24 protein-coding genes are annotated in these 24,832 nt (G+C 47.2%); 3 read left to right on the top strand and 21 right to left on the bottom strand.

From position 1 onward, the window contains the following. The first annotated feature begins 105 nt into the window (after positions 1 to 105). Complete coding sequence (gene ylbJ, locus AAH944_RS04575) at positions 106 to 1,284, top strand: sporulation integral membrane protein YlbJ (RefSeq protein ID WP_415536883.1); 1,179 nt, start codon at positions 106 to 108, stop codon at positions 1,282 to 1,284. Between the two features lie 11 nt (positions 1,285 to 1,295). Here the strand turns inward: ylbJ and AAH944_RS04570 are convergent, their stop codons facing one another. Then, positions 1,296 to 1,784 (bottom strand): ATPase, encoded by a 489-nt coding sequence (locus AAH944_RS04570; protein WP_015044203.1) that lies wholly within the window; start codon positions 1,782 to 1,784, stop codon positions 1,296 to 1,298. Positions 1,785 to 1,789: 5 nt separating this feature from the next. Then, a complete protein-coding gene (rsmD, locus tag AAH944_RS04565) occupies positions 1,790 to 2,374 on the bottom strand; it encodes a 16S rRNA (guanine(966)-N(2))-methyltransferase RsmD (protein WP_415537771.1) in 585 nt (194 codons plus the stop codon). Positions 2,375 to 2,661: 287 nt separating this feature from the next. On the opposite strand from rsmD, the gene gpr reads away from it, so the two are divergent. After that, on the top strand, positions 2,662 to 3,657 hold the full coding sequence (gene gpr / locus AAH944_RS04560; RefSeq protein WP_415536881.1) for a GPR endopeptidase: 996 nt from the start codon (positions 2,662 to 2,664) through the stop codon (positions 3,655 to 3,657). Positions 3,658 to 3,822: 165 nt separating this feature from the next. On the opposite strand, the gene AAH944_RS04555 is transcribed toward gpr, so the two are convergent. The 6 genes from AAH944_RS04555 to AAH944_RS04530 form a co-directional block, all read right to left on the bottom strand. Further along, entirely contained in the window at positions 3,823 to 3,957 is a 135-nt protein-coding gene (locus AAH944_RS04555; protein WP_415536879.1) for a small, acid-soluble spore protein, alpha/beta type, read from the bottom strand. Positions 3,958 to 4,084: 127 nt separating this feature from the next. After that, positions 4,085 to 6,529: an ATP-dependent DNA helicase RecG gene (recG, locus tag AAH944_RS04550; protein ID WP_415536877.1), complete on the bottom strand. Its 2,445-nt coding sequence runs from the start codon at positions 6,527 to 6,529 to the stop codon at positions 4,085 to 4,087. A gap of 4 nt (positions 6,530 to 6,533) precedes the next feature. Beyond that, positions 6,534 to 7,400, bottom strand: coding sequence for an L-serine ammonia-lyase, iron-sulfur-dependent, subunit alpha (sdaAA, locus tag AAH944_RS04545; protein WP_415536875.1), 867 nt, complete (start codon positions 7,398 to 7,400; stop codon positions 6,534 to 6,536). A gap of 17 nt (positions 7,401 to 7,417) precedes the next feature. Next, on the bottom strand, positions 7,418 to 8,140 hold the full coding sequence (sdaAB, locus tag AAH944_RS04540; RefSeq protein ID WP_415536873.1) for an L-serine ammonia-lyase, iron-sulfur-dependent subunit beta: 723 nt from the start codon (positions 8,138 to 8,140) through the stop codon (positions 7,418 to 7,420). A gap of 632 nt (positions 8,141 to 8,772) precedes the next feature. Then, a complete protein-coding gene (locus AAH944_RS04535; protein ID WP_415536871.1) occupies positions 8,773 to 10,497 on the bottom strand; it encodes a DAK2 domain-containing protein in 1,725 nt (574 codons plus the stop codon). A gap of 46 nt (positions 10,498 to 10,543) precedes the next feature. Continuing rightward, complete coding sequence (locus AAH944_RS04530; protein WP_025205365.1) at positions 10,544 to 10,900, bottom strand: Asp23/Gls24 family envelope stress response protein; 357 nt, start codon at positions 10,898 to 10,900, stop codon at positions 10,544 to 10,546. A gap of 354 nt (positions 10,901 to 11,254) precedes the next feature. On the opposite strand from AAH944_RS04530, the gene rpmB reads away from it, so the two are divergent. Beyond that, on the top strand, positions 11,255 to 11,446 hold the full coding sequence (rpmB, locus tag AAH944_RS04525; RefSeq protein WP_415536869.1) for a 50S ribosomal protein L28: 192 nt from the start codon (positions 11,255 to 11,257) through the stop codon (positions 11,444 to 11,446). A gap of 96 nt (positions 11,447 to 11,542) precedes the next feature. On the opposite strand, the gene AAH944_RS04520 is transcribed toward rpmB, so the two are convergent. The 13 genes from AAH944_RS04520 to fmt all read right to left on the bottom strand — a co-directional run bounded on the left by AAH944_RS04520 (position 11,543) and on the right by fmt (position 24,813). Then, complete coding sequence (locus AAH944_RS04520) at positions 11,543 to 12,202, bottom strand: thiamine diphosphokinase (RefSeq protein ID WP_415536868.1); 660 nt, start codon at positions 12,200 to 12,202, stop codon at positions 11,543 to 11,545. Next, positions 12,199 to 12,903, bottom strand: a complete 705-nt coding sequence (gene rpe, locus AAH944_RS04515; protein WP_415536866.1) for a ribulose-phosphate 3-epimerase — start codon at positions 12,901 to 12,903, stop codon at positions 12,199 to 12,201. Before rpe ends, AAH944_RS04520 begins: the two co-directional genes overlap by 4 nt. Positions 12,904 to 13,087: 184 nt before the next feature. Continuing rightward, the gene (rsgA, locus tag AAH944_RS04510; RefSeq protein ID WP_415536864.1) at positions 13,088 to 13,957 is read right to left on the bottom strand and encodes a ribosome small subunit-dependent GTPase A; all 870 of its coding nucleotides are present in this window, start codon (positions 13,955 to 13,957) and stop codon (positions 13,088 to 13,090) included. Between the two features lie 82 nt (positions 13,958 to 14,039). Next, positions 14,040 to 15,716 carry a Stk1 family PASTA domain-containing Ser/Thr kinase gene (gene pknB / locus AAH944_RS04505; protein ID WP_415536862.1) on the bottom strand — a complete coding sequence of 559 codons (1,677 nt, stop codon included), beginning with the start codon at positions 15,714 to 15,716 and terminating at the stop codon, positions 14,040 to 14,042. Then, complete coding sequence (locus AAH944_RS04500) at positions 15,716 to 17,131, bottom strand: peptidoglycan D,D-transpeptidase FtsI family protein (protein ID WP_415536860.1); 1,416 nt, start codon at positions 17,129 to 17,131, stop codon at positions 15,716 to 15,718. Before AAH944_RS04500 ends, pknB begins: the two co-directional genes overlap by 1 nt. Next, positions 17,128 to 18,414 (bottom strand): FtsW/RodA/SpoVE family cell cycle protein, encoded by a 1,287-nt coding sequence (locus tag AAH944_RS04495; protein WP_415536859.1) that lies wholly within the window; start codon positions 18,412 to 18,414, stop codon positions 17,128 to 17,130. Before AAH944_RS04495 ends, AAH944_RS04500 begins: the two co-directional genes overlap by 4 nt. Before the next feature lie 4 nt (positions 18,415 to 18,418). Then, on the bottom strand, positions 18,419 to 19,141 hold the full coding sequence (locus tag AAH944_RS04490; RefSeq protein ID WP_415536857.1) for a Stp1/IreP family PP2C-type Ser/Thr phosphatase: 723 nt from the start codon (positions 19,139 to 19,141) through the stop codon (positions 18,419 to 18,421). Beyond that, positions 19,128 to 19,571: an FHA domain-containing protein gene (locus tag AAH944_RS04485; RefSeq protein WP_415536855.1), complete on the bottom strand. Its 444-nt coding sequence runs from the start codon at positions 19,569 to 19,571 to the stop codon at positions 19,128 to 19,130. The genes AAH944_RS04490 and AAH944_RS04485 overlap by 14 nt, the downstream gene beginning before the upstream one ends. Positions 19,572 to 19,584: 13 nt before the next feature. Further along, positions 19,585 to 20,370, bottom strand: a complete 786-nt coding sequence (locus tag AAH944_RS04480; RefSeq protein ID WP_415536853.1) for an FhaA domain-containing protein — start codon at positions 20,368 to 20,370, stop codon at positions 19,585 to 19,587. Then, entirely contained in the window at positions 20,348 to 21,430 is a 1,083-nt protein-coding gene (rlmN, locus tag AAH944_RS04475; RefSeq protein ID WP_415536851.1) for a 23S rRNA (adenine(2503)-C(2))-methyltransferase RlmN, read from the bottom strand. The genes AAH944_RS04480 and rlmN overlap by 23 nt, the downstream gene beginning before the upstream one ends. 132 nt (positions 21,431 to 21,562) lie before the next feature. Next, positions 21,563 to 22,978, bottom strand: coding sequence for a 16S rRNA (cytosine(967)-C(5))-methyltransferase RsmB (rsmB, locus tag AAH944_RS04470; protein ID WP_415536849.1), 1,416 nt, complete (start codon positions 22,976 to 22,978; stop codon positions 21,563 to 21,565). A 38-nt stretch (positions 22,979 to 23,016) separates the two neighbouring features. Next, positions 23,017 to 23,706: a zinc metallopeptidase gene (locus AAH944_RS04465; RefSeq protein WP_415536847.1), complete on the bottom strand. Its 690-nt coding sequence runs from the start codon at positions 23,704 to 23,706 to the stop codon at positions 23,017 to 23,019. Positions 23,707 to 23,865: 159 nt separating this feature from the next. Next, positions 23,866 to 24,813, bottom strand: coding sequence for a methionyl-tRNA formyltransferase (gene fmt / locus AAH944_RS04460; protein WP_415536845.1), 948 nt, complete (start codon positions 24,811 to 24,813; stop codon positions 23,866 to 23,868). Positions 24,814 to 24,832: the final 19 nt, after the last annotated feature.

Genomic DNA, 24,832 nt, shown 5'->3' with positions numbered 1-24,832 from the left:
ATGAGTGAAATAAGTAAATGATATATAAACTGATTATAAAGAGTCTATCACATCTTTGTGCCCTGTCAACCCCAGTTTAGTGTTCCGTTCTAAATACGCTAAAGGATGGTGATGGCTGCCTTGCCATTCCTAAGAATCCTGGTCTTTTTAATCCTTGCCACCTGTATGTTCATTTATCCCCAGGAAGTATTGAGTTCTGCCGCCAAAGGCTTAGCGCTTTGGGTGAATTATATCTTGCCGGCCTTATTTCCATTCTTCATTGTCTCCGAACTTCTTCTGCAGCTTGGCCTGGTCAATTTTCTGGGAATCTTGCTCGAACCACTGATGCGTCCTGTTTTTCGTCTGCCGGGCAAAGCCTCTTTTGTTTTGGCCATGACACATACTTCGGGAATTCCGATCGGAGCGATGCTGACATGCAAGCTCAGGAAAAACGGAGAGATTACACGGATCGAAGGGGAAAGACTTCTTGCCTTTACCAGCAATCCCAGTCCAGGTTTTATGTTCGGGGCCGTGGCATCCGGGATGCTTGGAAACCCTGCCCTGGGTATCATTATTGCAGGATCTGTTTATCTCGCCAACCTGCTGGTCGGTTTGATTTTCCGTAATTATGGTGTTTCATCCGAAAAGGCCATTCCAAGAACATATTCTTCCTGGAGAAAGGCTTTGCGTGAATTAAAAAACCTCCAACAAAACAATAAAACCATTGGCGCATTATTGGCTGATGCAGTCAGGGAAAGTACGTCAACGATTATCCTGGTTGGAGGATACATCATTTTTTTTTCTGTTATCACCCATCTTTTAGCAGTTACGCATCTAAGCTCCGTTCTGTCAGACACAGTCCATCTTCTCTCGGCCGGATCCATTTCTGTGCTGGAAGCCAATGCTATCATCCAGGGATTCCTGGAAACCACCTTGGGCTGTAATGCAGCCGTCCAGGCCTTTTCATCCCTGAACAGCAAGATTGGGGTTCTGGCCTTGCTGCTTGGATGGGGGGGGATTTCTGTTTTTGCACAGGTATCCAGCTTTACGGCGTCGACAGATCTTCGGCTCCTTCCATTTGTAGCCGGTAGAACCATCCATTCCTTTTTGGCGCTTCTGATCAGTCAGCTGCTGCTAAAATTCAGCGATATTCCAACCACCGGCCTCCCTGTACAGCCAACTGGAGGTGATGCTTCCTGGCTGTTGTCCTTAAGATGGAGCAGCCTGTATTTTGGCCTATGCATTTTGGCTCTGCTTTTCATTGTCTTCATGATTGGAATATGGAAAAAAGTGCACCGCCATTAAGATAAATTTGTTTATTCCTGCTCCATGGTCTGAACCCGTTCATCCCAGCGGGCCATGGCATTTAATTCTTCCCGGCTGGCCTTGATGGATTGAAAAGCCTCTCCCATTTTTGATTCAATATCCTGAAGCAGATCATCGGAATATTTCAAAGCGCCTAATTTTACTTCGCGGGAATACTGCTGCGCCTTTAAGACAATTTCTTCGGCATAAGCCCGGGATTGAGCAACAATCTCATTTTCCTGAAGCAGCTGGTCAGCCTGCTTTTGCGCCCGGTCTACAATTCTCTGCCCATCACTGCGGGCTTCTTCCATATAGCGGTCTCTTTCAGCCAAAACATAATTCGCCTGTTTGATTTCCTCGGGCAGAACGGAACGAATTCCATCCAATATTTCTAATACTGTTTCCTCATCAACCATGATCTTGCCGGTTAAAGGCACCTTGGTTCCATGGTCAAGCACTTCTTCCAACTGTTCAATGAGATCAATTAAATGATTTTCCAAAGGAATTATCCCTCCTCATGCTCTTCTTTGTTCTGAATAAACCATAACCTGGTATCTCCATATTCTCTTATTAACCTTATTTCCAGAGGGTCTATCGCATCGTCAACGGTTTCGTCTGAAGAAGTTTCAATGATGATGACCCCACCGGGATTTAAGAGAGGCTGCGTCTGCAAATAGGCAAGGGCCATGTCGGCCAGTCCCTGCCGATAAGGCGGATCAAGAAAAATTAAATCAAAGCGTTCCTGAACTGCTTGTTTAAAAAAATTCATTGCGTCCATCCGGAGTATGCTGGTTCTTGGTACTGCCCCGAGAATTTCGGCATTCTTTCTGATTGTCTCCAGGGCTGAAGTATCTTTCTCAACCAGAACTGCATGACGGCCCCCCCTGGACAAAGCTTCAAAGGAAAGGTTTCCGGTTCCCGCAAAAAGATCCAGCACTCTGGCGTTCATTACCTTGCCGGCAAGAATATTAAAAATCGCCCCTTTGACTTTATCGGAAGTCGGACGGGTATTCATGCCTTTAACAGTTTTTAAATTACGGCCTTTCCATTGTCCTGAAATAATTCGCACGATGTTTAGTCCTCTGGATATGATGTCTTCACTTTATCCTTTTATTATACAGTGATCTAACCTGATTTAAATATTTTTTTACAGGATACTCCCATTTTCTAAGTATATCATATCTGATTCCAAACGAGAAACATATTATTCCATTCCAGTATCTAATAAATCTCCGACTTGAATCTCAAATTAATATTTCATTTGATACGCAATTTGAATTTTCCACTTTATCTTTCACCCATTAATCTTCCTGATTTGAATATCTGTGTTAGAAATCCAACATACTAAAACAGATTTAAAAAGGAGCTGCTGCCGATATGAAATTATCGAACAAATCAAGCTTTCTAAAAAAAATGAATATTTCTCTCGACCTGGCGGTGGAAGCCCATGACTTGCTGCGGGGAGAAAGAGGTCAAGAGATAGCGGGCGTCATCATGAAAAAAGAAGAACTTCAAGAGGCAACTGTCACCGCAATCCAAATCACAAATGCCAAAGGCGAAAAAGAATTGGGCAGGCCTAAAGGAAATTATATTACAATCGATGCTCCGGATATCAAAGAAAACAACTACCAGCAGCACAATAAAATCGTTGCAGTATTAGCAAGGCATCTCGCCGGATTGTTAAACTTTAAGGAAGATACCAGTTTTCTGATCGTTGGTCTTGGCAACTGGCAGGCAACTCCAGACGCGCTTGGGCCCAAAGTTGTCGAGAAAATCATGGTCACCCGTCACCTTTTTCATTATACCCCCGAAGAAATTGAGGGGAAAATGCGCCAAGTGTCAGCGATATCACCTGGTGTGCTTGGACTGACCGGAATCGAAACGGCGGAGGTAATCCGCGGACTGGTTGAACATGTCCGCCCGGATTATGTGATCGCGATCGATGCCTTGGCCGCGGGCGCCCTGGATAGAATCGGCACAACCATTCAATTAGCGGATACCGGGATCAATCCTGGTTCCGGAATTGGTAATCATCGCAAAGGGCTCAATGAAGAAACCCTTGGCTGCAAAGTCATTGCTATCGGCGTTCCGACTGTTGTCAATGCTGCAATCATCGCGCATAAAACCATCGAAGAGCTTTTTGAACAAATGGAATCCGAACCTTCCCTGGCCAAAATTTATCAACAGGAAAATGAACAGGTCTTGATGAATGTCATGCAGAAAGCCTTGTCGCCTTACGAGGGCAGCCTGATGGTTACACCCAAGGAAGTTGATGAATTAATTGAAAGAAGCGCCAAAATTATTGCTGCAGCGATCAACCAGAGCATTCATCCCGGAATTGACAGCCATAATTTTGAGACCTACCTCCATTAAACAATCTACTTTTTACATCGACCCGAATAACGATAATGATTATAAGAAAAAGAATATCTTTTAACCGTAACTAAAAAACCTTTTGTTGCAGCATATCAATCAATGCTTCAACAGAAGGTTTTTTATTCCGTATCTCGTCATTCGTCATTCGTAATTCGTCATTCTTTATTCTTTATTCGTTACGTCTTCTCTGTTTTTACTTTTTCTTTTTGTTTTTCTTTGGGGAAGACCCATCTCTTGCGCAATTTCATATTTTAGATTTTCCAATTCACTTGCCGTATCTTTTTTCGTCTCTGTCATACCCTCTGCCTCCTTGAAAGTTCTGCATCAATCCATGACTGGAATGTGCCAACAAGAAATAGTATGAGCCTGTGCAAAAAAATCATACGTACTGTGACTTGTTCATCGTATAAAATTGCTCTCAGCACTAATTCACTCCGATTTTTTCTTTGGGATAAAGGCGGCTGACTTCCTGATAGGCTTTTTCGTACTTTTGAGGATCTTTCAGAACCTTTTGAAGCAGTTGATAGGCTTTTTCGACCAGCCTTCCATCAGTTCCCAGGTCTGTAAGCTTTAACTCCGGTACGCCATGCTGGCGAAGCCCAAGTAGCTCTCCCGGGCCCCGCATCTTCAAATCCTCCTCGGCAATCCGGAAACCGTCCTCTGTCTCACAAAGAACATTCAGCCGGGCACTGTCCCGGGTATTGCTGATCAGGAGACAATACGACTGCTCTTGTCCGCGTCCGACTCTTCCGCGAAGTTGGTGCAGCTGGGCAAGCCCGAATCTTTCAGCATCTTCGATCACCATCACAGACGCGTTCGGTACATTGACTCCGACTTCGACGACAGTTGTCGTAACCAGGATATTAATCTCCCCACGTCGGAAACGCTGCATGATCTCCTCTTTCTCCTGTCCTTTCATTCTTCCGTGCAGAAGCGCAACGCTGCTTCCTTCAAAAATGCGGCTCAATTCATCAGCCTTTTGGGTTGCTGAAACAAAATCCGATTTTTCTGTTTCCTCGACAAGCGGACAAACGACATAGATCTGCCGACCCGCAGCGACATGCTGCTTCAGAAATTTCTCCATGCTGGAGCGGCTGCGGTCTGAAATTTTTCTGGTGATAATCGGCTTCCTGCCAGCAGGCAGCTCGTCTAGCACCGAAAGCTGAAGATCGCCGTATAAAGTCAGCGCAAGCGTCCTCGGGATCGGGGTAGCGGTCATGACCAGGACATGCGGGTTCTCGCCTTTGTCCTGCAATAGGGTCCGCTGTCTGACGCCAAACCGGTGCTGTTCATCGGTGATGGCAAGACCGAGGGCGTTGAACCGGACGGATTCCTGAATGAGGGTCTGGGTTCCGACGACAACCTGGGCTTTTCCGCTCAAAATCTGCCCTAAGATTTGTTCCCTTTCCGGCTTACTCTGGTTCCCGACAAGGAATACAACTTTTACCCCTAAAGGTTCAAACGCGGCCTGCAGCGATTCATAGTGCTGCTGGGCAAGCACCTCAGTCGGCGCCATCATAGCGGCCTGAAAACCCGAGCCCACAGCCTGCAGCAGGGCAGCCATCGCTACCACGGTTTTACCTGATCCAACATCGCCCTGAAGCAAACGGGTCATCGGCCTCTCGATGCTCCCCATATCCCGGAATATTTCCCGGATGACTCTTTGCTGGGCGCCGGTCAGCCGAAAAGGAAGCCCGGAAACAAATTTTTGGACCAAAGCTCCACCCTGGTTTAAAACGAGACCTGCTTTCTGAGGCCCGGGGGAACGAAGCCTAGCCAGCGCCAGCTGAAGCAAAAGGATTTCCTCAACGACCAGTCTTTCGCGTGCCTTTTTCAGGTTTTCTGCGGAGTGCGGAAAATGAATTTCTTTAATGGCTTGCCGCCGTTCCATCAAATTGTTTTCCTCATACGGAAAGAACTCGTCAAAGATTCGATCAACCTGCGGCAAAACAACCTGGATGATCTCCCGGATCGTTTTCGAATTGAGACGGGCTGTTTCCGAATATACTGGAACCATTTTTTGAGCAGGACCCTCGTAAAGTCCTTTCATGATTTCGGACGCAAGCAATTCCGGGACCCTGGTGCGCCATTGTGCTTTTCCTGTCACAGTGACCTTTGTTCCGTCCGGATATTGTTTTGGAATATGTATTTGATTGAACCAGACGGCATGAATGCTTCTGCCGTCCTGTTCAATATTTAGTTTGACGACCTTGACTCTGCCTTTGGTAACCTGGCTTCCAGTTACAATCCCGTCAATCGTAACATACTCTCCGTCCTGAATATCCTGAATCCGCCGTTTCGATCGGATTTCATATTTACGCGGATAATACCGCAGAAGATCCTCAGCAGTACAAATCCCCATATTTTCGAACTGTTTGGCTCTTTGCGGTCCGACACCTTTGATATACTGCAGGTTTTGGGGCTGACTGATGCTCCCTGTCTGAACTTTAAGGCTGGTTAAGGCTTTCTCTGTGGTACGAAAGGTTCCGGATGCTTCTTCGGTCGTTGTTCCGCAGATTGTTCCAGAAGCTAGTCCAGGAGTATCTAAAGATGCTGTTTTATCTGCAGCATGATAGGTTGCTGCAGATAAATCTCCAGCTGACTTTTCGGTTACTTCCGTTTTGTCCAGCAGTTCCTGGAGTTCACGCCATAAAGCCCGTCGTTTATACGGGCTGACTTCATGATATTCCTCTGCAATACACTGCATTGAGGCAAGGTTTTCCGCGGAAAAAACACCACCCAGTTCAGCAATTAAGTCCAGTAAAAATCTGCTGAAGCCGCCGACTGCGCCTGTATTAATAAATCCCTGTTTTTCCTCGGCTTTCATTGCCCTATTCACGCTGTTTCGCCAATGATCTGATTGCAGCACATTCTCACCTTGCCAAATGATCTTTATATTTCTGAGCCGCAGGAGTGACGGCGAGTCCCCCCCGGGACGTTTCCTTAAGGCTGCAGGACATTTCCCTGCCGATTGAAGCCATTGCATCAATGACCTGATCCAATGGGATCGCACTTTTGATTCCAGCCAAAGCCATCTCGGCTGCGGTTAATGCTATAACTGCTGCCATGGCGTTCCTTTTTACACAGGGCACCTCGACCAGCCCAGCTACAGGGTCACAGACCAAACCAAGAAAACTTTTCAAAGCCAATGCTGCTGCCTGCGCTGTTTGATCGGGCGATCCGCCGCACAATTCCACTGCCGCAGCTGCAGCCATGGCAGCCGCTGAACCTATCTCAGCCTGACACCCGCCTTCTGCACCTGAGACACTAGCTCTTTCCGCAATGACCATCCCAAGGCCAGCAGATGTAAAAAGAGTCTGAACAGCATCTTCTTCCGTTGCATCCGACATTTCTTGAACTGTCAGCAGTACAGCGGGCAACACGCCGCATGATCCCGCTGTCGGTGCTGCAACGATCCTGCCCATGCCAGCGTTTACCTCAGCTACGGCCATTGCTCTGGCTGCTGCCTTGTTTACCGGATTACCCAGAATCGACTTGCCGCTTTCTCTATATTTCTCCAAAAGAACAGCTTCTCCTCCTACAAGACCTGACAATGATCTCCATTCTCCGGTCATTCCGCTTTCAACTGATTCCCGCATCACGGCATAATGGTTCTTCATTTTTTTTAACAGCTGTTCAGCCGGTATACCTGTCCTCAAACATTCCTCCTGAAGAACCATATCACTGATTTTTTTATTAAGCTTTTCGGTTTTTTCCACTAATTCACCATAAGAACGCATCTGCCAACCCCCCCGCGTCAAATGTCTATGATGGGTTCAATAAACATCACCTGCTCGATCATCGGCATCTTTTTCATTTCGCTGCTAAGAATATCCGTGATCGGCTCATCCGTCTCAATAACCGCCAGCGCATTTTGCCCTTTGCCTTCTCTGGAGACTTTCATCTGGGCAATATTAATTCCTTTGCCTGCGAGCAGTTTAGTTATTTCAGCTATCATTCCCGGGTAATCCATATAGATCGCAATTAAAGCAGGATATTCCCCGGTAAACTCCACGTCAAAGTCATTAACCGCAGTAATCAGAATTTTCCCGCCGCCCAGTGATGAGCCATTGATTTCAGCTTTTCCCCCGCCCCAGCCGGTTAGCAGGAAACGAACCGAATTCGGGTGTACATCACCCAGATTGACATTTTCAAATACCGTTTCCATCCCAGCCTCTAGTGCAATCCGCGAAGCCTCCCTGATCCGGCTATCATCCGGCTTCATCCCGAGCAGCCCTGCTGTCAAGGCAAGATGAGTTCCATGTCCCTTCCCCGTCTCAGCGAAAGAACCGTGCAGCTGGATACGGGCCTGCTTCACTTTGGCGCCAAGTATTTTCGCAGCCATAAGACCAAGCCTGACCGCCCCCGCCGTATGGGAACTTGAGGGTCCGACCATCACCGGCCCTAGCAAATCAAAAACACTCCCAACCTTCACCGGCTCACCTTCCTTCAGTAATAATTTGGGGTAATCCGTTTTCATCCATTCATCCATTTGCTATAGCTTAGTTACTTATAAAACCATTATGCTAGGGTAAGTCTGAGGGCCACAATACTGCTTTCCGGCCGTTGTGCCCTCCGTGGCGCGTCGCTCCTTGCCATCCATGGCATCGCGACATTAGGCCATCCATGGCCGTCAAAAGGCCGGGCTCGCACTCCATGCTCCGCTCACAGCAGAACTGTGGCCCCCAGACTGATCCTAAGGGTATTCAAGCCAATCTGCATGCCAGAATGCAGATCATTCTGGCGGCTATTCAGATCGTTTTATTCGTCTTCTCTCTGCATAGCCGACGTCAAGCGAGCACGAACGATGAAAGATTTAACTTGTGTTGAAGGCATCTTGGAAAGCTTGTATTAATTCCTCTGCACACGGACTGATTTAAATCAAGCTTATGATCAGTCTGCATGCCACAGTTCCGCGACAAGCGAAGCCTGGATGGCGTAGCGCGGCTTTTTGCGTCAAGGAAGACGCAATAGCCGAAAGCGGTATTGTGGCATGCAGACTTACCCAAGCAGATTGGCTTAGGAGATCTGCCCTAACAAGATGCTTTCGAAGACCTACATCGAGAAAACGGCTTGATAAAAAAAACTTCGGCCGAAGCCGAAGTTTTTTGTTTATTCAACCCCGAGAATATAATAATATAGTGGCTGTTTCCCTGAATAAACCTCGACTTCAATCTCCGGTTTTTCTTCGCTAAGCCAGTCCGTAAGCAGGATTACATCTTCTTCAGCCATGTCTTTACCGTAAAAAATGGTGACAAGATCCTTTTCACGCCAATTCATTTCCTCCAGAACATTTTTGGCAACGTCGAGAATATCTCTGCCTGTCGTCTTTATTGTTCCCTCAATCAGGCCAAGAATATCCCCTTCGGCAATCTCCAGCTCGCCATACTGCGAATCTCTGACTGCATAAGTTACTTCTCCCGAACTTACCTGTCTGAACGCAGTTGTCATATTTTGAACGTTTTCCTCCGGAAGGCTGTCGGAATTGAAAGCAAGTAAAGAAGCGATCGCCTGCGGTATTGTCTTTGTCGGAATAACGTAGATTTCCTTGTCTTCAATCAGTTCGTTGACCTGGCCGGCCGCCATGATGATGTTACTGTTGTTCGGCAGAAGGAAAATATGGCGGGCGGGGACTTTCCTAATCGCTTCGGCAAGATCACTGGTACTCGGATTCATAGTCTGACCGCCGAAAACAACCTCATCGACACCCAGACTGGTGAAGATTTGGGCAATGCCTTCTCCCATGGCGACGGCAACGATCCCATATTCCTTGACCTCTGTTGTCCCAGCCGAAGCCGCCTGGTCTGCAGGCGCCCCTGATGAAACATCCACAAGCTCTCCGGTATAAGCAGCTTCACTGCTTTCAGGCACATTTTTGGCCTGATGGGCCGCTAGCTCATTCTGGGCAAGCATATTGTGAATCTGAACTTCATGCAGAGAACCATATTTGATGGCATAATCCAAAATGAGTCCGGGGTTCCGGGTGTGAATATGGATCTTGACCACATCCTCCGTGCCCACGACCAACAAGCAGTCACCTTTGTCCAGGAGTGCCTGTCTTATAACATCGGGATCAAGGCCATTTCCTTTTACCAGAAACTCAGTACAATATGGAAATTCCAGGCTTCCAACGGCAATAATACCTGAAACCGCAGGAATCTGGACCTCCTCCTGCTGTACCTCAGCGTAACCAATTTCCTTGCCTTCCAAAGCCGAGATCCAGCCGTATAGAATAGTCAGGAAGCCCTGACCGCCGGCATCAACCACACCTGCCTGTTTCAGAACAGGCAGCATCTCAGGCGTCCTGGCCAGCGCCTCTTCACCTTTTTCACAACCAGCCCTCAAAACTTCCAAAATATCAGTCGTTCCGCTTTTTGCTTTAATATATGCACCCCGGGCAGTCTCCCTGGATACAGTAAGAATTGTTCCTTCGACTGGTTTCATTACTGCCTTGTACGCGCTTTCAACGCCCGTTTGCAGCGCATGAGCCATCTGGAGAGCATTTGCTTCGTTAAGACCTTCCAAGCCCCTGGCAATCCCTCTCATGATCTGAGACAAAATAACACCTGAATTCCCTCTAGCTCCCATCAGGGAACCTGTAGAAGCGGCACTTGCGACTTCATGCACAGAATTGCCCGTTACCTTGTCTGCTGCCAATGATGCTGCTTTGAATGTCAAATTCATATTTGTACCCGTATCCCCGTCCGGGACCGGAAATACATTCAAAGCATCAATTTCCTTCTTCCTTTGCTCCAGCAGACGAGACCCCGACCTTATCATATCTTTTAATACGTTTCCGTCAATTTTTTGAGCTATAGCGTCCGACACGGCTTTCAAAATTTATCCTCCTACTCATCCTAAGATCATCTGAGTGTATTCTCAACTATTCTAAAAATCTTACCCCTTGAACATTTACATTTACTTCAGCCACTTTTAGACCTGTCATTGTCTCGACAGTGTAGCGGACCCTGTCCATTACATTGGAGGCAACCTCCGATATTTTAATTCCGTATCCCACAATGATGTTAAGGTCTATGATCAAGTCCTCTTCCTGAAGGGTGACACTCACTCCTTTGGATAAGTTTTCCCTTTTAAGCAAACCTGAAACACCGTCCGAAATCTTTCTCGAAGCCATACCCACCAAACCATAGCACTCGATTGCTGCCGCACCTGAGATCGTAGCTATAACGTCTTCTGATATTTCTACATTTCCCAGTTTTGTTTCCATCAACTTTGCCATCTTCTTCAACCTCGCTTTCCCTATATCCGGCATAAATTTAATCTTTTGCATAATAAAATTCCATTTTGAAAGATTCACCGTTTCCTTTAATATAATTAGGATAATATACGCGGTAGCTTTCGTCAAATACTATGTGAATACCTCAGGGAACAACTCCTTATTTTTTTCTTATCAGTACCTGGTAAATGTAGTATAATATACGAATAAAACATTTGCATTTGCAGTATGTATAAAACCTATATAAACACCTATATAAACCTCGTCCGATAATAAAAACCTACTCTTGCCAATTCTTTTAAGTTCTGCTAAACTATAATAGTGTCATTTTTGGGTGAAAAGGAGGTAGAAGAAATCATGGCTAGTATTTGTGATGTTTGCGGAAAAGGAGTTTCTTCCGGGATGAGTGTCAGTCACTCCCATATTCGCTCCAAGCGTACCTGGAAACCAAACCTCCAGCGTGTCCGTGCTGTAGTGAACGGTACTCCCACCCATGTCAAAGTCTGCACAAGATGCCTTCGTTCAGGTAAAGTGAAACGAGCTGTCTAACTTCATCGTGAAACGACTGTGATTGGATTAAAACAACCCCGACTTTAAAGCCGGGGTTTTTGCTTTTCAACCCATTTTGAGGAGTAAGTTTTAAGATTAACAAGGTATCTGAACATAGACCAGAACTTTGCCTTCATGAATCTCAATCGAAATATCTTCATCCGTAAACACATTGCTGATTCCACGCGGGGAATTATGCGCAAGATTCAGCATATCCAGCTCATAGTACAGCCCTTCGGCAGATACCCGTGCATCATCGGATAAGGCGACGATCGACAACTGCTGGCCAACACTCCCCTTGATGTTCTCTTTACCCTTAAGCATCACCCAGGCATCGGATCTTGGGTCTTTCATCTTCAGCCGTCTGCCTTTTTCAGCATACGCAATCATAATCGAGATGTTCCCCATCAGGTGATCCAGCCTTTTACCGCCGGCGGCATAAAGAACGATTTCGTCCAGGAAGCATCCCTGAGAATTTAAATATGTATCCGCATAGGCCACAGCGAGCTCTAAATCCGTCTCATTTTTTTCGCAGGGATATTGTTTGACGGTTGTTTTGGCCGCTATACATTTTTCCAGATTTTCTTTTGTAATGGAATCGAGGTCCCCAATCAATACATCAGGGATTCTGTCCGAAGCGATGGCCTTGTTGCCGCCTCCGTCCGCACAGATCAACATCTCGATATGATTTCTGGTGAGTTCGCCGCGGCCCCAGGCAGCATCCCATTCTCCGTTTGCCACGACTGCAACCTTCATTGCTTAATTCCCCGGAATCTTTTACTTTTGTTGGTACCCTGTTCCTCTTTAGCGGCTTCAAGGATATCACGAATCGCCTGCTGCGGATCCGGGGAAGCAAATACAGCTGCACCGGCTACCAGGATCTCGGCCCCGGCTTTGCTTACCAGACGGGCTGTCTCAACATTAATTCCGCCATCCACCTCAATACGGCAAAGCGGGTTTACTTCCTTCAGGATCCCCGATAGTGCTACGACTTTCGGCAAGACTTCCTGAATAAACTTTTGGCCGCCAAAACCAGGGTTCACCGTCATCAGCAGCACAACATCAAGTTCCTGCAAAACATAGGTCAGCATTTCCAGCGGGGTCGCAGGGTTCAGTGCAACGCCCACATTCACCCCAAGAGATTTGATCTGCTGGATAGCCCGATGAAGGTGCCTGGTGGCCTCAGCGTGAATCGTGATGGAGTCAGCACCTGCTTTTACAAAATCTTCAACATACTTTTCAGGATGTTCAATCATCAGATGAACATCAAACTCCAGCGAGGAGACCTTGCGGAGCGATCCAACAACGGCAGGCCCTATCGAGATATTTGGGACAAAATGTCCATCCATAATATCTATATGCAGCATATCAATCCCCGCATTTTCAACAAGACTGACGTCCTCTCCCAATCTGGCAAAATTGGCAGACAGTATCGATGGGGCAATCGTCAAGGCCATAAAGATCCTCCTTCCAAACCTATAGTGCTGTTCCTTTGGCTGCATGCAGTTTCTTATCATTATTATCCGGTTTTCTGTAATTATTCTTCGTTCAGCCCTGAAACCCTTTATTAGGGTATCAAAAAAATTCCAAGTTAATTTCTGATACTAAGTGCAGCTAAGGCTTGGTGCCAGCCAAGTTTTTTTAATATTTTTTCTCATTTTCAATGACTTCTTTTAAAAACTGCAGATAGTGCTCATATCTGGAAGAATTAATAAGGCTCTCGCTCAGGGCTTCTTTTACAGCACAGTCAGGTTCCTTGTCATGAAGGCAGCTTGAAAAGCGGCATTCATGTTTAACCCGGACAAACTCAGGAAAGTAGGATTGCAGTTCCTCTCTCTTCATTTCGGGCAGGTACAGGGATGAAAATCCCGGCGTATCTGCAACAAGTCCTCCTGCTACGGAAAGAAGCTCGACGTGCCTGGTTGTATGCCTTCCCCGGCCAATTTTGTCGCTGACGTTACCTGTTTTAAGTGTCTTCCCCGGATTCAGCGCATTGATCAGGCTGGATTTGCCAGATCCGGAAGGCCCTGCTAACACAGACACATTGCCCTTGAGCCGTTCAGCAATTTCATCGATTCCTGTCAGCGTCCGATTCGACACCTGGACGACTTCATAGCCGATCCTGCGGTAATCGACAGACGGGGCTTGATTTCCAACATCCAGATCTTCCTTGGTGAATACGATCAAAATGCTGATTTCTGCTTTTCCGGCCTGAATGAGCAGCCTGTCCAGCAAATTGTAATCCGGATCCGGGGTCCTCAGGGAGAAGACCAAGAGAACCTGATCCACATTTGCAATATACGGCCTGACCAGAGAATTTTGACGTTCGAGTACCTTTTCAATCGTGGCCTTATCCCCTGTTCCTGGAAGAACCATCACCTTGTCGCCGGGAATAAATTGCTGCTTTTTCACACGAAAACGACCGCGCAGGGAGCATTCCCATACCCGGTCATCGGCGTATACGTAATAAAAGCCGGCATATCCTTTCATCAATGTTCCCTGAATCAGCATATATCCTGTTCTTTCCTCCGCTCTAATTCAAATAACGCCTGTACCTCTTATCAAAATGATTACATCAGATATTTGGATCATTTTAAGCCGGAGGCCCCGGCCCCTGAGACACAACGATGGTCACTTCCGAACCCTGCTGGATTGGTTTGCCTGGTTTGGGTTCAGTGGTAATCACGGCTTTCTCCGGAAATAAATCTGATTCTTCCATAATCGGCATTACTTTCATATCATATTTTTCTAGGTAATCCGTGGTAAATTCCAGCGACATGCCTGTAAAATCAGGCATAGCGGTAATCGTTGGTTGAATCCCTTCACTGACAAACAGTTCGATCTCCCCGTTCTTTGTCCAGGTCGAACCGGGAGCAACCGATTGCCCGAAAACATGTCCTTTCGAAACGGAAGCGCTCAGCATTGTTTTGACCGTAATATTCGTAAAACCGGCTTCCTTAAGCGTACTCTCAGCGTTTTCCTGAAGCGGATACCCGGTTGTTACATTCGGTACTTTAATGTATTCTACCCCTTTGCTGATCTCAATGTCCACTGACCTTCCAGCCTTGACCTCACTCTTCGGCTTAATGCTTTGAGAAACAATCTTACCCTGTTCAATTTCATCGCTGTAGGTTTCGGTCCTGTTGCCGAGAGTCAGACGGTCTTTGGTCAATTCAATTTTAGCTTCTTCTACAGTCTTACCGGTAAGATCCGGAACGGTAACCACCTGTGTATGGGTGAAAATCCAAACTCCCGAGGATGCCCCGACAATTACAATCAGTGCGGCGATCGCAATCATAACCGGCATTGGAATTTTTCTCCTGCGCTTTTTAGTACGCAGAAGCGCATCATTCTTGGCCTCATTCGGGACTACTTTATCCTTCAAACCCCTATGAACCTGGGTCTGCATGGTATCTTCATGGTCTCCGGCCTGTCTTTTTTCCCAAACAATGGTCTCTCCGGCTTCGATCCTGTCGAGATCCTCAAGAAATTCCGCTGCACTTTTATAGCGGTCTTGAAGTGATTTGGCCAGTGCTTTCATGATCACGGTTTCCAGTTCCGGGCTGACTCCGGCAACAAGCTTCCCGGGCAGCTCGACTTCCTCCTGGATATGCTTCAAGGCAATGGTAATCGCGGTATCTCCGTCATACGGAAGCCTTCCCGCAATTAGTTCATAAAGGATGATTCCAAGCGAATAGATATCGGACTGTTCCGTGGTCTGGGAGCCCTTGGCCTGTTCCGGTGACAGGTAATGCACTGAACCGACGATATCCCCGGTATGGGTGACAGTTGCCGAAGAGGCGGCTCTGGCTATCCCAAAATCAGTGACTTTGGCCCTTCCATCCGGTGTAATTAAAATATTCTGCGGTTTGATATCCCGATGAATAATATTGTTGGCATGTGCATGCACCAGTGCTTCAGCAATCTGACGGACAATATGAATCGCCTTATCCTGGGGAAGAGGCGCTTGCGTACGGATAATATCCTTTAACGTCTGGCCCTTGACATACTCCATGACAATATAATCTTCATTCCCGTCTCTGCCCACGTCATAGATCGAAACGATGTTCTGGTGAGACAGGCTGGCTGCAGACTGAGCCTCCCGGCGAAAACGACGGATAAAACCCTCATCGGAAGCGTACTGTTCCCGCAGGACCTTGATAGCAACGGTTCTGTTCAGTAATGTATCCTTGGCCCGGTAGACGATTGCCATCCCTCCGGCCCCGATCTTTTCTTCTATTTCATATCTTCCTCCGAACATCTTTTCCATTAGTTTTCACCTTCTTTCAATTCAAGTGCTTTCTCTATGACTGCTTTAGCAATCGGCGCTGCCGCTCCGCCGCCAGTTCCGCCATGTTCCACCAGGACTGCTACAGCTATTTCCGGATTCTCCGCAGGAGCGAAAGCAATATACCAGGCGTGGGTATCCCCGTCTCCGCCCGGTTCCGCCGATCCGGTTTTCGCTGCTATTTGGGCCCCAGATATGGCTCCGGGAGATGCTGTTCCTTTATTGACAGCCAATACCATGCCGCTTGTTATTTTTTCTGCTTCTTCCTTACTGAGAGGCGTCAGCCAAACTTCAGGTGTCCTTTGATAGATACTATTTTGCTTGGAATCGAGCACACTGTCAATCAAATGTGGGACCATTATTTTGCCGTCATTGGCAACTCCGGCTGTGATCAAGGCCATATGGAAAGGACTAACCATCACCTGACCCTGACCGAAGGTACTCTCGGCAAACAAATTGAGGCTTAAGTTTTCCGGCAAAGGGTCATCTCTGGTAATTGAACTGATTGGAACATACTGATCAAACGGGATATCCCTGCCAAATCCGAAATTGGACACAGCCTCCAAAAAATGATTTACACCAGCTTTGATCCCATACTGAGCAAAATAAGTATTGCAGGAGTAGGCCAAAGCAAGATCATAATTGACCCAGCCATGCGCTTTATCATTTTGTTCCTGGATCGTCTGCCCGTTAATCACTGTAGAACCTTCACAATCATAGAGTTCCGTCGTGCCGAGTCCTGCCTGAAAAATGGCTGCTGAAGTAACGACTTTCATAATTGATCCTGGAGGAAACAACGAGAAAGCGTGATTCACCAGCGGACTGTCCTTCTCGGCAATAATTTTGTCCCAGTCTTGTTCAATTGCTCCAGCATCATAGCTTGGCTGACTGACCAGCGCCAGAACATCCCCGTTTTGCGGATCGATTGCCACCACTGCTCCGGTCTTGCCCTGCAAACTCTGATAAGCAGTCTCCTGTAGACGGGAATCAAGTGTCAGTATCAGGTCATTACCCGTTCTCTGCAATTCAAATGCATTCTGAATCCGTCTGAGAATGGAAGGATTCTTCATTCCGAGAAGTGTTTCCGCCTCCGTTGCTTCAATGCCGGCAGAACCGTATTTTACTGTGGCATACCCCAGTAAAGGTTCAAACATCTCACCCTGCGGATACGTTCTGACTTTTCCGTCAGCGGTATGCTCCGTCTTTGCCAGAACAACGCCGTTGCGGTCAAAGATGCCGCCCCGGGTAATTCTTTCCTCTAAATAAATCGCGCGGCGGTTAGCTGGATTATCCAGCATCTCATCGGCCTTAACCACTTGCCAGTATACCAGACCCAGGCTTAGAAAAACAAAGCTAAAAACCATGATCAGTGCAATTTTGCGGATTCCATCGTTCATAAGGCATCTGCCTGCTTTCCGATTGGTATTTGACTCACGGAGAAAGCTGAGCTATGAGAAATGCCGGCCAGAATCCCAAGGAGTAAAAAGTGTCCGACCATGGAACTTCCCCCGTAACTCATCCAAGGCAAAGGCAGACCTGTAAGCGGAAGCATTTTGGTCACCCCGGCCAGGATGATCAGTGCTTCCACACCGATCAGAATGCCTATTCCCGCCGCCAGGATCTGGCCAAACCGGTCCACAGCTCTGGTGCTGACGCAGAAACAGCGCATTACGACAATAATAAACAGACTGATGACTGCCATTGCGCCAATAAAACCAATCTCCTCAGCAATCACCGAAAAGATAAAATCAGTGTCCGCATTTGGAATCTGGTAAGCACCTATCCCGTTTCCGAGACCTGTCCCCAGAAGCCTTCCCCCGCTTATGGCGAAGATCGACTGGGAGATCTGATAAGCCCCGCCGCTGGCATCCACCCACGGATTAATCCAGGTAGCGACCCTTACGCGAACATGATCAAACAGGAAATAACCAGCTGCCCCGGTCACCATGACCAGCGGAACGGAAACCACGAGATAAAGCAGTCTTTCGGTTGCGACATACAGGATAAACACCATGAGAAGGAAGAATACCAGCGCCGTCCCAAGGCTTTTCTGGGCACCCAGCAAGCCGAGAACAAATACGCCGATAAAAACAAACGGGCCCATTGTTTTGGCATCAGGCAGAGAAAATTTCCCGACCTGAATCGTCCCAAAACGCAAAAGTTCTTTATTGTCATTTAAGTAGGATGCCAGGAAAAGAAGCAGCGCTACTTTAACAAGCTCCTCGGGCTGGAAGCCCATCCCGGCAAACCTAAACCAGCTTGTCGCACCATTGATGGTGGTCCCAAATATCAGCGTCAGCAGAAGCATAAGCAAGGCCAGCATTCCCCAGAGATACTGATACTCGCCAAGCTTGCGGTAATCTCGCAAAATAAAAAAGACAGCATAGTAAATAATCAAACCCAGGTTCGCCCAGATAAATTGGTCCGCCGCCTGGGCAGGATTGATCCTTGCCAGAAACACCAAGCCAATCGCGAGGATGGTCTGGACTACCGGCAGAAGATAAGGATCTCCTTGATAGCAAAAAAATATTTCAAACAAGGCACCTGCTACGATCAAAAAAGAAAATACAGCTCCTTGCAGGAAAAAACCGCTTTCAGTCATATCATCCAGTTTCAGTACACCGAGTCCCATCCATAGAATTAGTAAAGTCAGAACTCTCAAAGATAGACGATGTAACATGTTCTCACCGCTCCACAATACAGCATATAGCCGTAAAATTATCCGGAGCCCCCCGTTCGATCACAACATTCTTCAAGGTTTCGAGATGATCATCCCATGATTTGGCCTCGGAAAACTCCGCAGCAATCTCCTGATCACTGATCTCATTCGAAAAGCCATCCGTGCACAGAAGAAAAACATCTCCGTCCTGTACTTTAAGTTGGAAACAGTCTACATCAATGTTGAGCTCCACACCCAGCGCTCTGGACAAAACATGTTTATGCGGATGATTTTTGGCTTTCTCCTCCGTCAGCTCTCCGAGGCGGACAAGTTCGTTTACCATCGAATGATCCTCCGATAGGAGCGTGAGGGTCTTATTTCTCCATAAATAAATCCTGCTGTCGCCCACATGACCGACAACGGCTTTATTGTCATAGATCATCAGAGCAGTCAGGGTTGTCCCCATGCCTTCCGTTCCTTCAGTCCGAAGCGATACTTCGTATACTTCACGATTGGCCTGATTCACAGCCTGAACAATCCAGTCCTGCAGATCCTGAATCTCCGAAGATTTTAATTCAGCTGCTTTTCCCTCCAATTGTTCGACCGCGATCCTCGAAGCTATTTCCCCGGCATTATGTCCGCCCATTCCATCGGCCACCGCAAAAAATGACTCCTCCGGCAATATAAGAAAATAATCTTCATTGTTTTTTCTAACACAACCGGTCTCATAGATCTTAACTGCTTTCATTTCCCCACCTCGAATAAAGAAAAGTAATGCTGCCTATCTTAATGAAGTCACCGGAAACAAGCTGGACCTGGGAGTTGATCCGTTCTCCGTTCACCCAGGTGCCATTCGTGCTCCCAACATCCTCCAGCGTTGTCATCCCTCTGTTATGCTTAAATTCAACATGATCCAGCGAACAGTAATGGTCCGGAACGACGATATCGTTGTGCTTTCCTCTTCCGATGGAAAGCCCCCGGGAATCAATCTTGATCTTGCGTCCTTTGGGCAGCTTTTCAGCTCCGCTTAAGACCTCGATACAGCCAAGATCAGATTCGGTCTTGCTCATGATTCCCTTCGACCTTAAATCGGCCAGCATAACCGTCAATATCCGTAAGAGAAAAAGATAGATGAAACCAACAAAGACAATCCTTCCAATTACCGTAAGCATTTGCATTCAATCACCGACTTTACTTATCTACATGAAATTGAAAATGCGTTTGTCCGGCCTTTATCCTGTCTCCAGGATTCACCATATAGCGGTCAACCCTTAATTTGTTCAGATAGGTACCGTTGGTACTGCCTAGATCCTGAACAAACCACCTTCTATTCTCTGTATAAAGCTTCAAATGGTGACGGGATATCTCCAGGTCTCTGACTTCAATATCACAATCTTCCTGGCGTCCAACAATATACTCTTCCTTATCAAGATCGTAAATGTCACCTTCGTTTGTCCCTTTTATAACTTCGAGATAAGGATGAATTTTCCTGCCGACTGTTTTGGATGATGCCATGATTAATCTTGCAGCATCCGCCAGGACTGTTGTTTTTTCCATTTCCTCATCTTCCGCAGGCAGTTTTTCTTCGTTAATCCGCCAATTGGCGACAACAGAATCTTTAAACTCAACCTGGGTTTTCATTAAGCCAGCATCCATCTTCTCTGAAGGCTGCATCCGCACAACCGGAAGCGCCAAAAAAGTGTAGCCCTGCCTGGTCCCTTCGTCATAGAGATGTTTGGCCAGTTCCACCAGCAGTGTCTCTCCAAAACTTTCCAAGACCGCATAATCCTCAGGGCTTAAACTTACGGTGTAAACATTCGGGACATAGACATGGGATATGCTGACCTGTTTATTTTTCAGCATGATTTTATTTAGTTCTCTGGCAACCTGAACAGGCTGAATTGTGCCCACCGACTTACTGAACAAAAATGTAGCCATCTGTTCGGCAATCGATTCAACTTTGTTTAAGAGACGCATACTCCTCACACTCCAAACGCTGTCTAAGCTGACCACAGGCTGCGTCAATGTCCAGACCTTTTTCTTCTCTGATCGAAACAGGAATCTTGCCCATTTCGAGAACCCTTTTGAACATCGTTAACCGCTCTTTGCCCGTTCTTTGGACGTCGCTGCCGATTACCGGATTAATGGGGATCAAATTGACATGGGCCAGCATGCCCTTAAGGAGAACGACCAGTTCTTCTGCTTCCTCTTTGGAGACATTCTGTTGGTGTAAAGCAAACTCAAATGTAACTCTTCTGTTCGTCTGACCGGAATAATACCGGCAGGCTTCCAGCAGTTCCTGCAATGGATATCTCCTGTTGATAGGAACCAGCGTATCCCTGACTTCATTTCTGACTGAATGAAGCGATACAGCTAAACCGACTTGCGGGTTGTCATGTGCCAGCTGAATGATCTTGGGGGCAACACCGCTCGTCGAGATGGTCATTCTCCGCATGCCGATATTCTGACCGTTCTCGCTGTTCAGGATTCGAATCGCTTTCATCACCGCATCATAATTAAGAAAAGGTTCACCCATCCCCATGAAAACAATATTGGTTACTTTGAATTCCGGATCTTCCTGCTGAAGCAGCCGGCTGATTTCGAGCACCTGTCCGGTGATCTCTCCTGCAGTCAGGTTTCGGCGGAATCCATCCATTCCGGTTGCACAGAAAGGGCATCCTACAGGGCATCCTACCTGAGTCGAGACACATAGCGTGTGTCTGTCCCGGCTTGTCAGATGATCATAATCCATCAGCACCGTTTCAATGCTTTCTCCATCAGCCAGGCGGAATAAAAACTTCCGGGTCCCATCGGCAGAACGCTGCGCTCTTAAAACAGTCAGCGGCTGGATAAAGAAAACCCTGTCAAGCCGTTCGCTGTCCTGTCTCCCGATATTCTTCATTTCATCCCAATGATGGACTCCTCTGGCATTAACCCAGTTGAAAACCTGATTGGCCCTGAACTTTTTTAAGCCGTTTTCGAGGCATACTGCACGCATTTCTCCTTCAAGACAGCCGCGGCAATCCAGCTTTTCCATAATTAGTATTATTCTCCCAATTTCATCATTTTAAACATGCTTCTCCGTCAGACGTAAAGCTTTGTCAAGTAGAGCATATAGGCTTGCTATAAAATCTTCTTGCCGCTCCTTGCCATCCGTAGCATCGCGTCACTAGGCCATCCGTGGCCTTCGAAACTTAGCGACAAAGAATCCATCCATATTGTGATGATGAGGCAGGATCTGCCATACCCCTTTCCGGAGTTGTTTCAGATCTCTCTCCTCTGCTGCAAAAGGCAAACTTCCCGACAAGTCGACGGAAACAAACTCGGGCTTAAGCTGCCGGAAAGCTTTAACCACTTCAAAGTTTTCTTCCGGCTCCGTGGTACAGGTCGAATAAACAAGCTCTCCGCCTTCCCGCACATGATCGGCAGCTTTCAGCAGGATTGCCAGTTGGAGTTCTGGCAGTTTGCTGATCTCGTCTTCTCTCTTCTGCCAGCGCAGATCGGCTCTTTTTCTAAGCACACCCAAGCCCGAACAGGGCGCATCGACCAGGACCCGGTCAAATTTATCTCCGATCCCTTCCAAAATCCGGGCGTCGCCCTCAATTGTTTTTATGATCGTAATTCCGAGCCGCTCGGCTGATTCCTTAATCAAATCAAGTTTTTGGGGATACATATCTACAGCAACAATGGTTCCCTTGTTTTCCATCAATTGCGCCAGATGGGTTGTCTTTCCTCCCGGGGCACTGCAGACATCCAATACGCTGTCCCCTTCCCGGGCTCCCAATATATGAGCAGCTAACTGAGAACTTTGATCCTGAACCGTGAAATATCCGTTTTGGAATTCCCGAAGTTGGTCCAATCCGCCAAAATCTTTCAGAATTAAGCTTTCCGGTGTGTATTCTCCGTCCGTGACCTCAATTTCCTGGCTTTCCAATAAGGTTTTTAATTCCTGCCTTGTTGTCTTTAGGGTGTTTACCCGGATCGAAGTAGAGGAAGGTTCATTGTTGGCTTTGAGCAAAGCTTCTGTTTCTTCCTGCCCCCACCTTGTCAGCCATCGCTTGATCATCCATTCAGGATGGGAATATCTGACCGAAAGATAGCGGACCGTTTCCCTCTTTTGGTCTGGCCATTCAAAATTCCAGCCTGTTTCAGCCGCCTTACGCAGGACACTATTGACAAGGGGGGCATAGGTTTGGTTGAGCTGGTTCATCAGGTCAACACTCTCATTGACTGCGGCAGGCGCCGGCACTCTGTCCATAAGTAGTATCTGAAAAACACCGGTCCTTAAAACAGCCCTGACTTCCTGCGGCAGTGCGGACATCGGCTTCGTCAGATGTTTTCTCAACGCATAATCCAGCGTCAATTTATTTTTTAATACCCCGTTGACCAAAGCAGTAGCCAGATTCCTGTCCCGGCTCTGGGTCAGTCCGGAAAGCTGGGAACGCAAAAGGAGATTGGCATAGGCCCCCTCCCTCTCGACCCGCGTAAGAATACGCACGGCTATCAGCCGTGCGTTTTGATCGTTTATGCGTTTCCGCGTACGTTTGGTTTTTTCTTCAGTAATAGGATTATTCTTCTCCGTCATTTTTCTATCCCAATCTTTTTTATTCTCTTAATTCGGTATTAATCATCCCGGCCTTGTGCAATCAATACAAAGCGCAGCAAGGTCAGAATCGCAGTCAGTGCTGCGGCAACATAAGTCAGGGCGGCTGCACTCAGCATCTTTTTAGCGCCTGTCATTTCTTCTGCATCTTTAATAATACCGCTGTCTCCCAGAAAAGCTAAGGCCCTGTTGCTGGCATTGTATTCAACAGGAAGCGTAACGATCTGAAACAGGACCGCAAACGCAAAAACATAAATCCCGATATCCAGCAAGAAAGATATCGACGGTAGGAACAAGCCAAGAAGAATCAAAACAGGCCCTGCCTGGCTGCCAAATGAAGCTACAGGCACAAAAGCTGTCCTGATTTTCAACGGAACATAGCTGTCGGCATGCTGTACTGCGTGACCTGTCTCGTGGGCAGCAACAGCCAGCGCCGCAATAGATGTGCTGTTATATACACCGCTGCTGAGCCTTACAACATGAGTCCTCGGATCGTAGTGGTCCGTAAGGTTACCAGCAACCTGTTCTACCTGAACATCATAAAGCCCATTTTCATTTAGCAGGGCTCTGGCCACGTCCGCACCTGTTGTACCTGAACTGCTTCTGATTTTGGAATATCTGGAGTAAGCACCGCTGATCTTGGCCTGAGCATAAACAGTTAGAATAATCGCTGGAATCAGTAGTATTATTGTGTAATCTAAGTAAAACATAATCTTCCTCCTTAAAAAGCCAGTCCTGCTCAAATAGCATAGGAATCATGCTTCTTATCTATAATTCAAGGCACTTAAACAATCATTGTTTTAACTATTAGAAGTATATCCATTTATTCTTAGATTTTGCTTAAAAGAAGGAAAGACGAGCGCGATCGTTTACTCAAAGCGCTCGTTCGCTTTAAGTCTGTATCCGTTATAAAAGTCCTGGGCACGCATTTTCTTTTTCCCGGCAGGCTGAAGCTCTGAAATTTTTAAAATACCTTCCCCGGTCTGGACCAGCAGTCCTCCCTTAGCAAGGGACAAAATGCTTCCCGGCAAAGTATTTTGCGCAGTCTGTCCGTATAAGGCAGTTTTTCCGGACAGCTCACTTAGCCATATTTTAACCTGTTCTCCCCGGAAAAGCGTAAAAGCACCGGGCCAGGGATTCAGCCCGCGAATCCTGTTATGGATTTTGGCTGCGTCCCAGGACCAATCCACCTGCTCATGTTCTCTTTTCAGAAGCGGTGCATACGAAAATGCTTTAGGCTGAGGTACCGGCCGAACGGTCCCATTCTGCAATCCTTCGAGTGTATCAAGCAACGCCTTTGCGCCGATTCGGGCCAGCGCATCGTAAACTTCACCCGTTGTGGCCTCCGGTACGATTGCATATTCTTCGCTGATAAGCATTGCGCCCGTATCCAGACCTTCGTCCATCAGCATGGTTGTAACACCGGTTTTAGACTCTCCGTTCATCACGGCCCAGTGGACCGGAGCTGCTCCGCGATAAGCCGGAAGCAGTGAGGCATGCACGTTAATGCATCCAAAAGACGGTATTCCCAGAATCTCTTTGGACAGGATTTGTCCGAAAGCGACCACCACAATGCAGTCCGGCCGCAAATCCCTGATCTGGCCGACCACTTCCGGTGTTTTGATCCTGGCAGGCTGAAATACAGCAAGTCCATACTTTTCAGCAAGTACTTTGACCGGACTCGCTTTTAATTTGTTTCCTCGTCCCGCAGGTTTGTCGGGCTGGGTAAAAACGCCGCCGATTTGATGTCCTGAAGCATAGAGCGCCTTCAGAACAGGCACCGCAAAATCCGGTGTTCCCATAAAAACAAGCCGCATCTGACACTGTCACTTCCCG

The organism is Dehalobacter sp. CP, assembly GCF_047652685.1.
Taxonomy (GTDB): domain Bacteria; phylum Bacillota; class Desulfitobacteriia; order Desulfitobacteriales; family Syntrophobotulaceae; genus Dehalobacter.
Note: the sequence above shows the minus strand (reverse complement) of the source record. Positions and strands in the feature narration are given on the sequence as shown.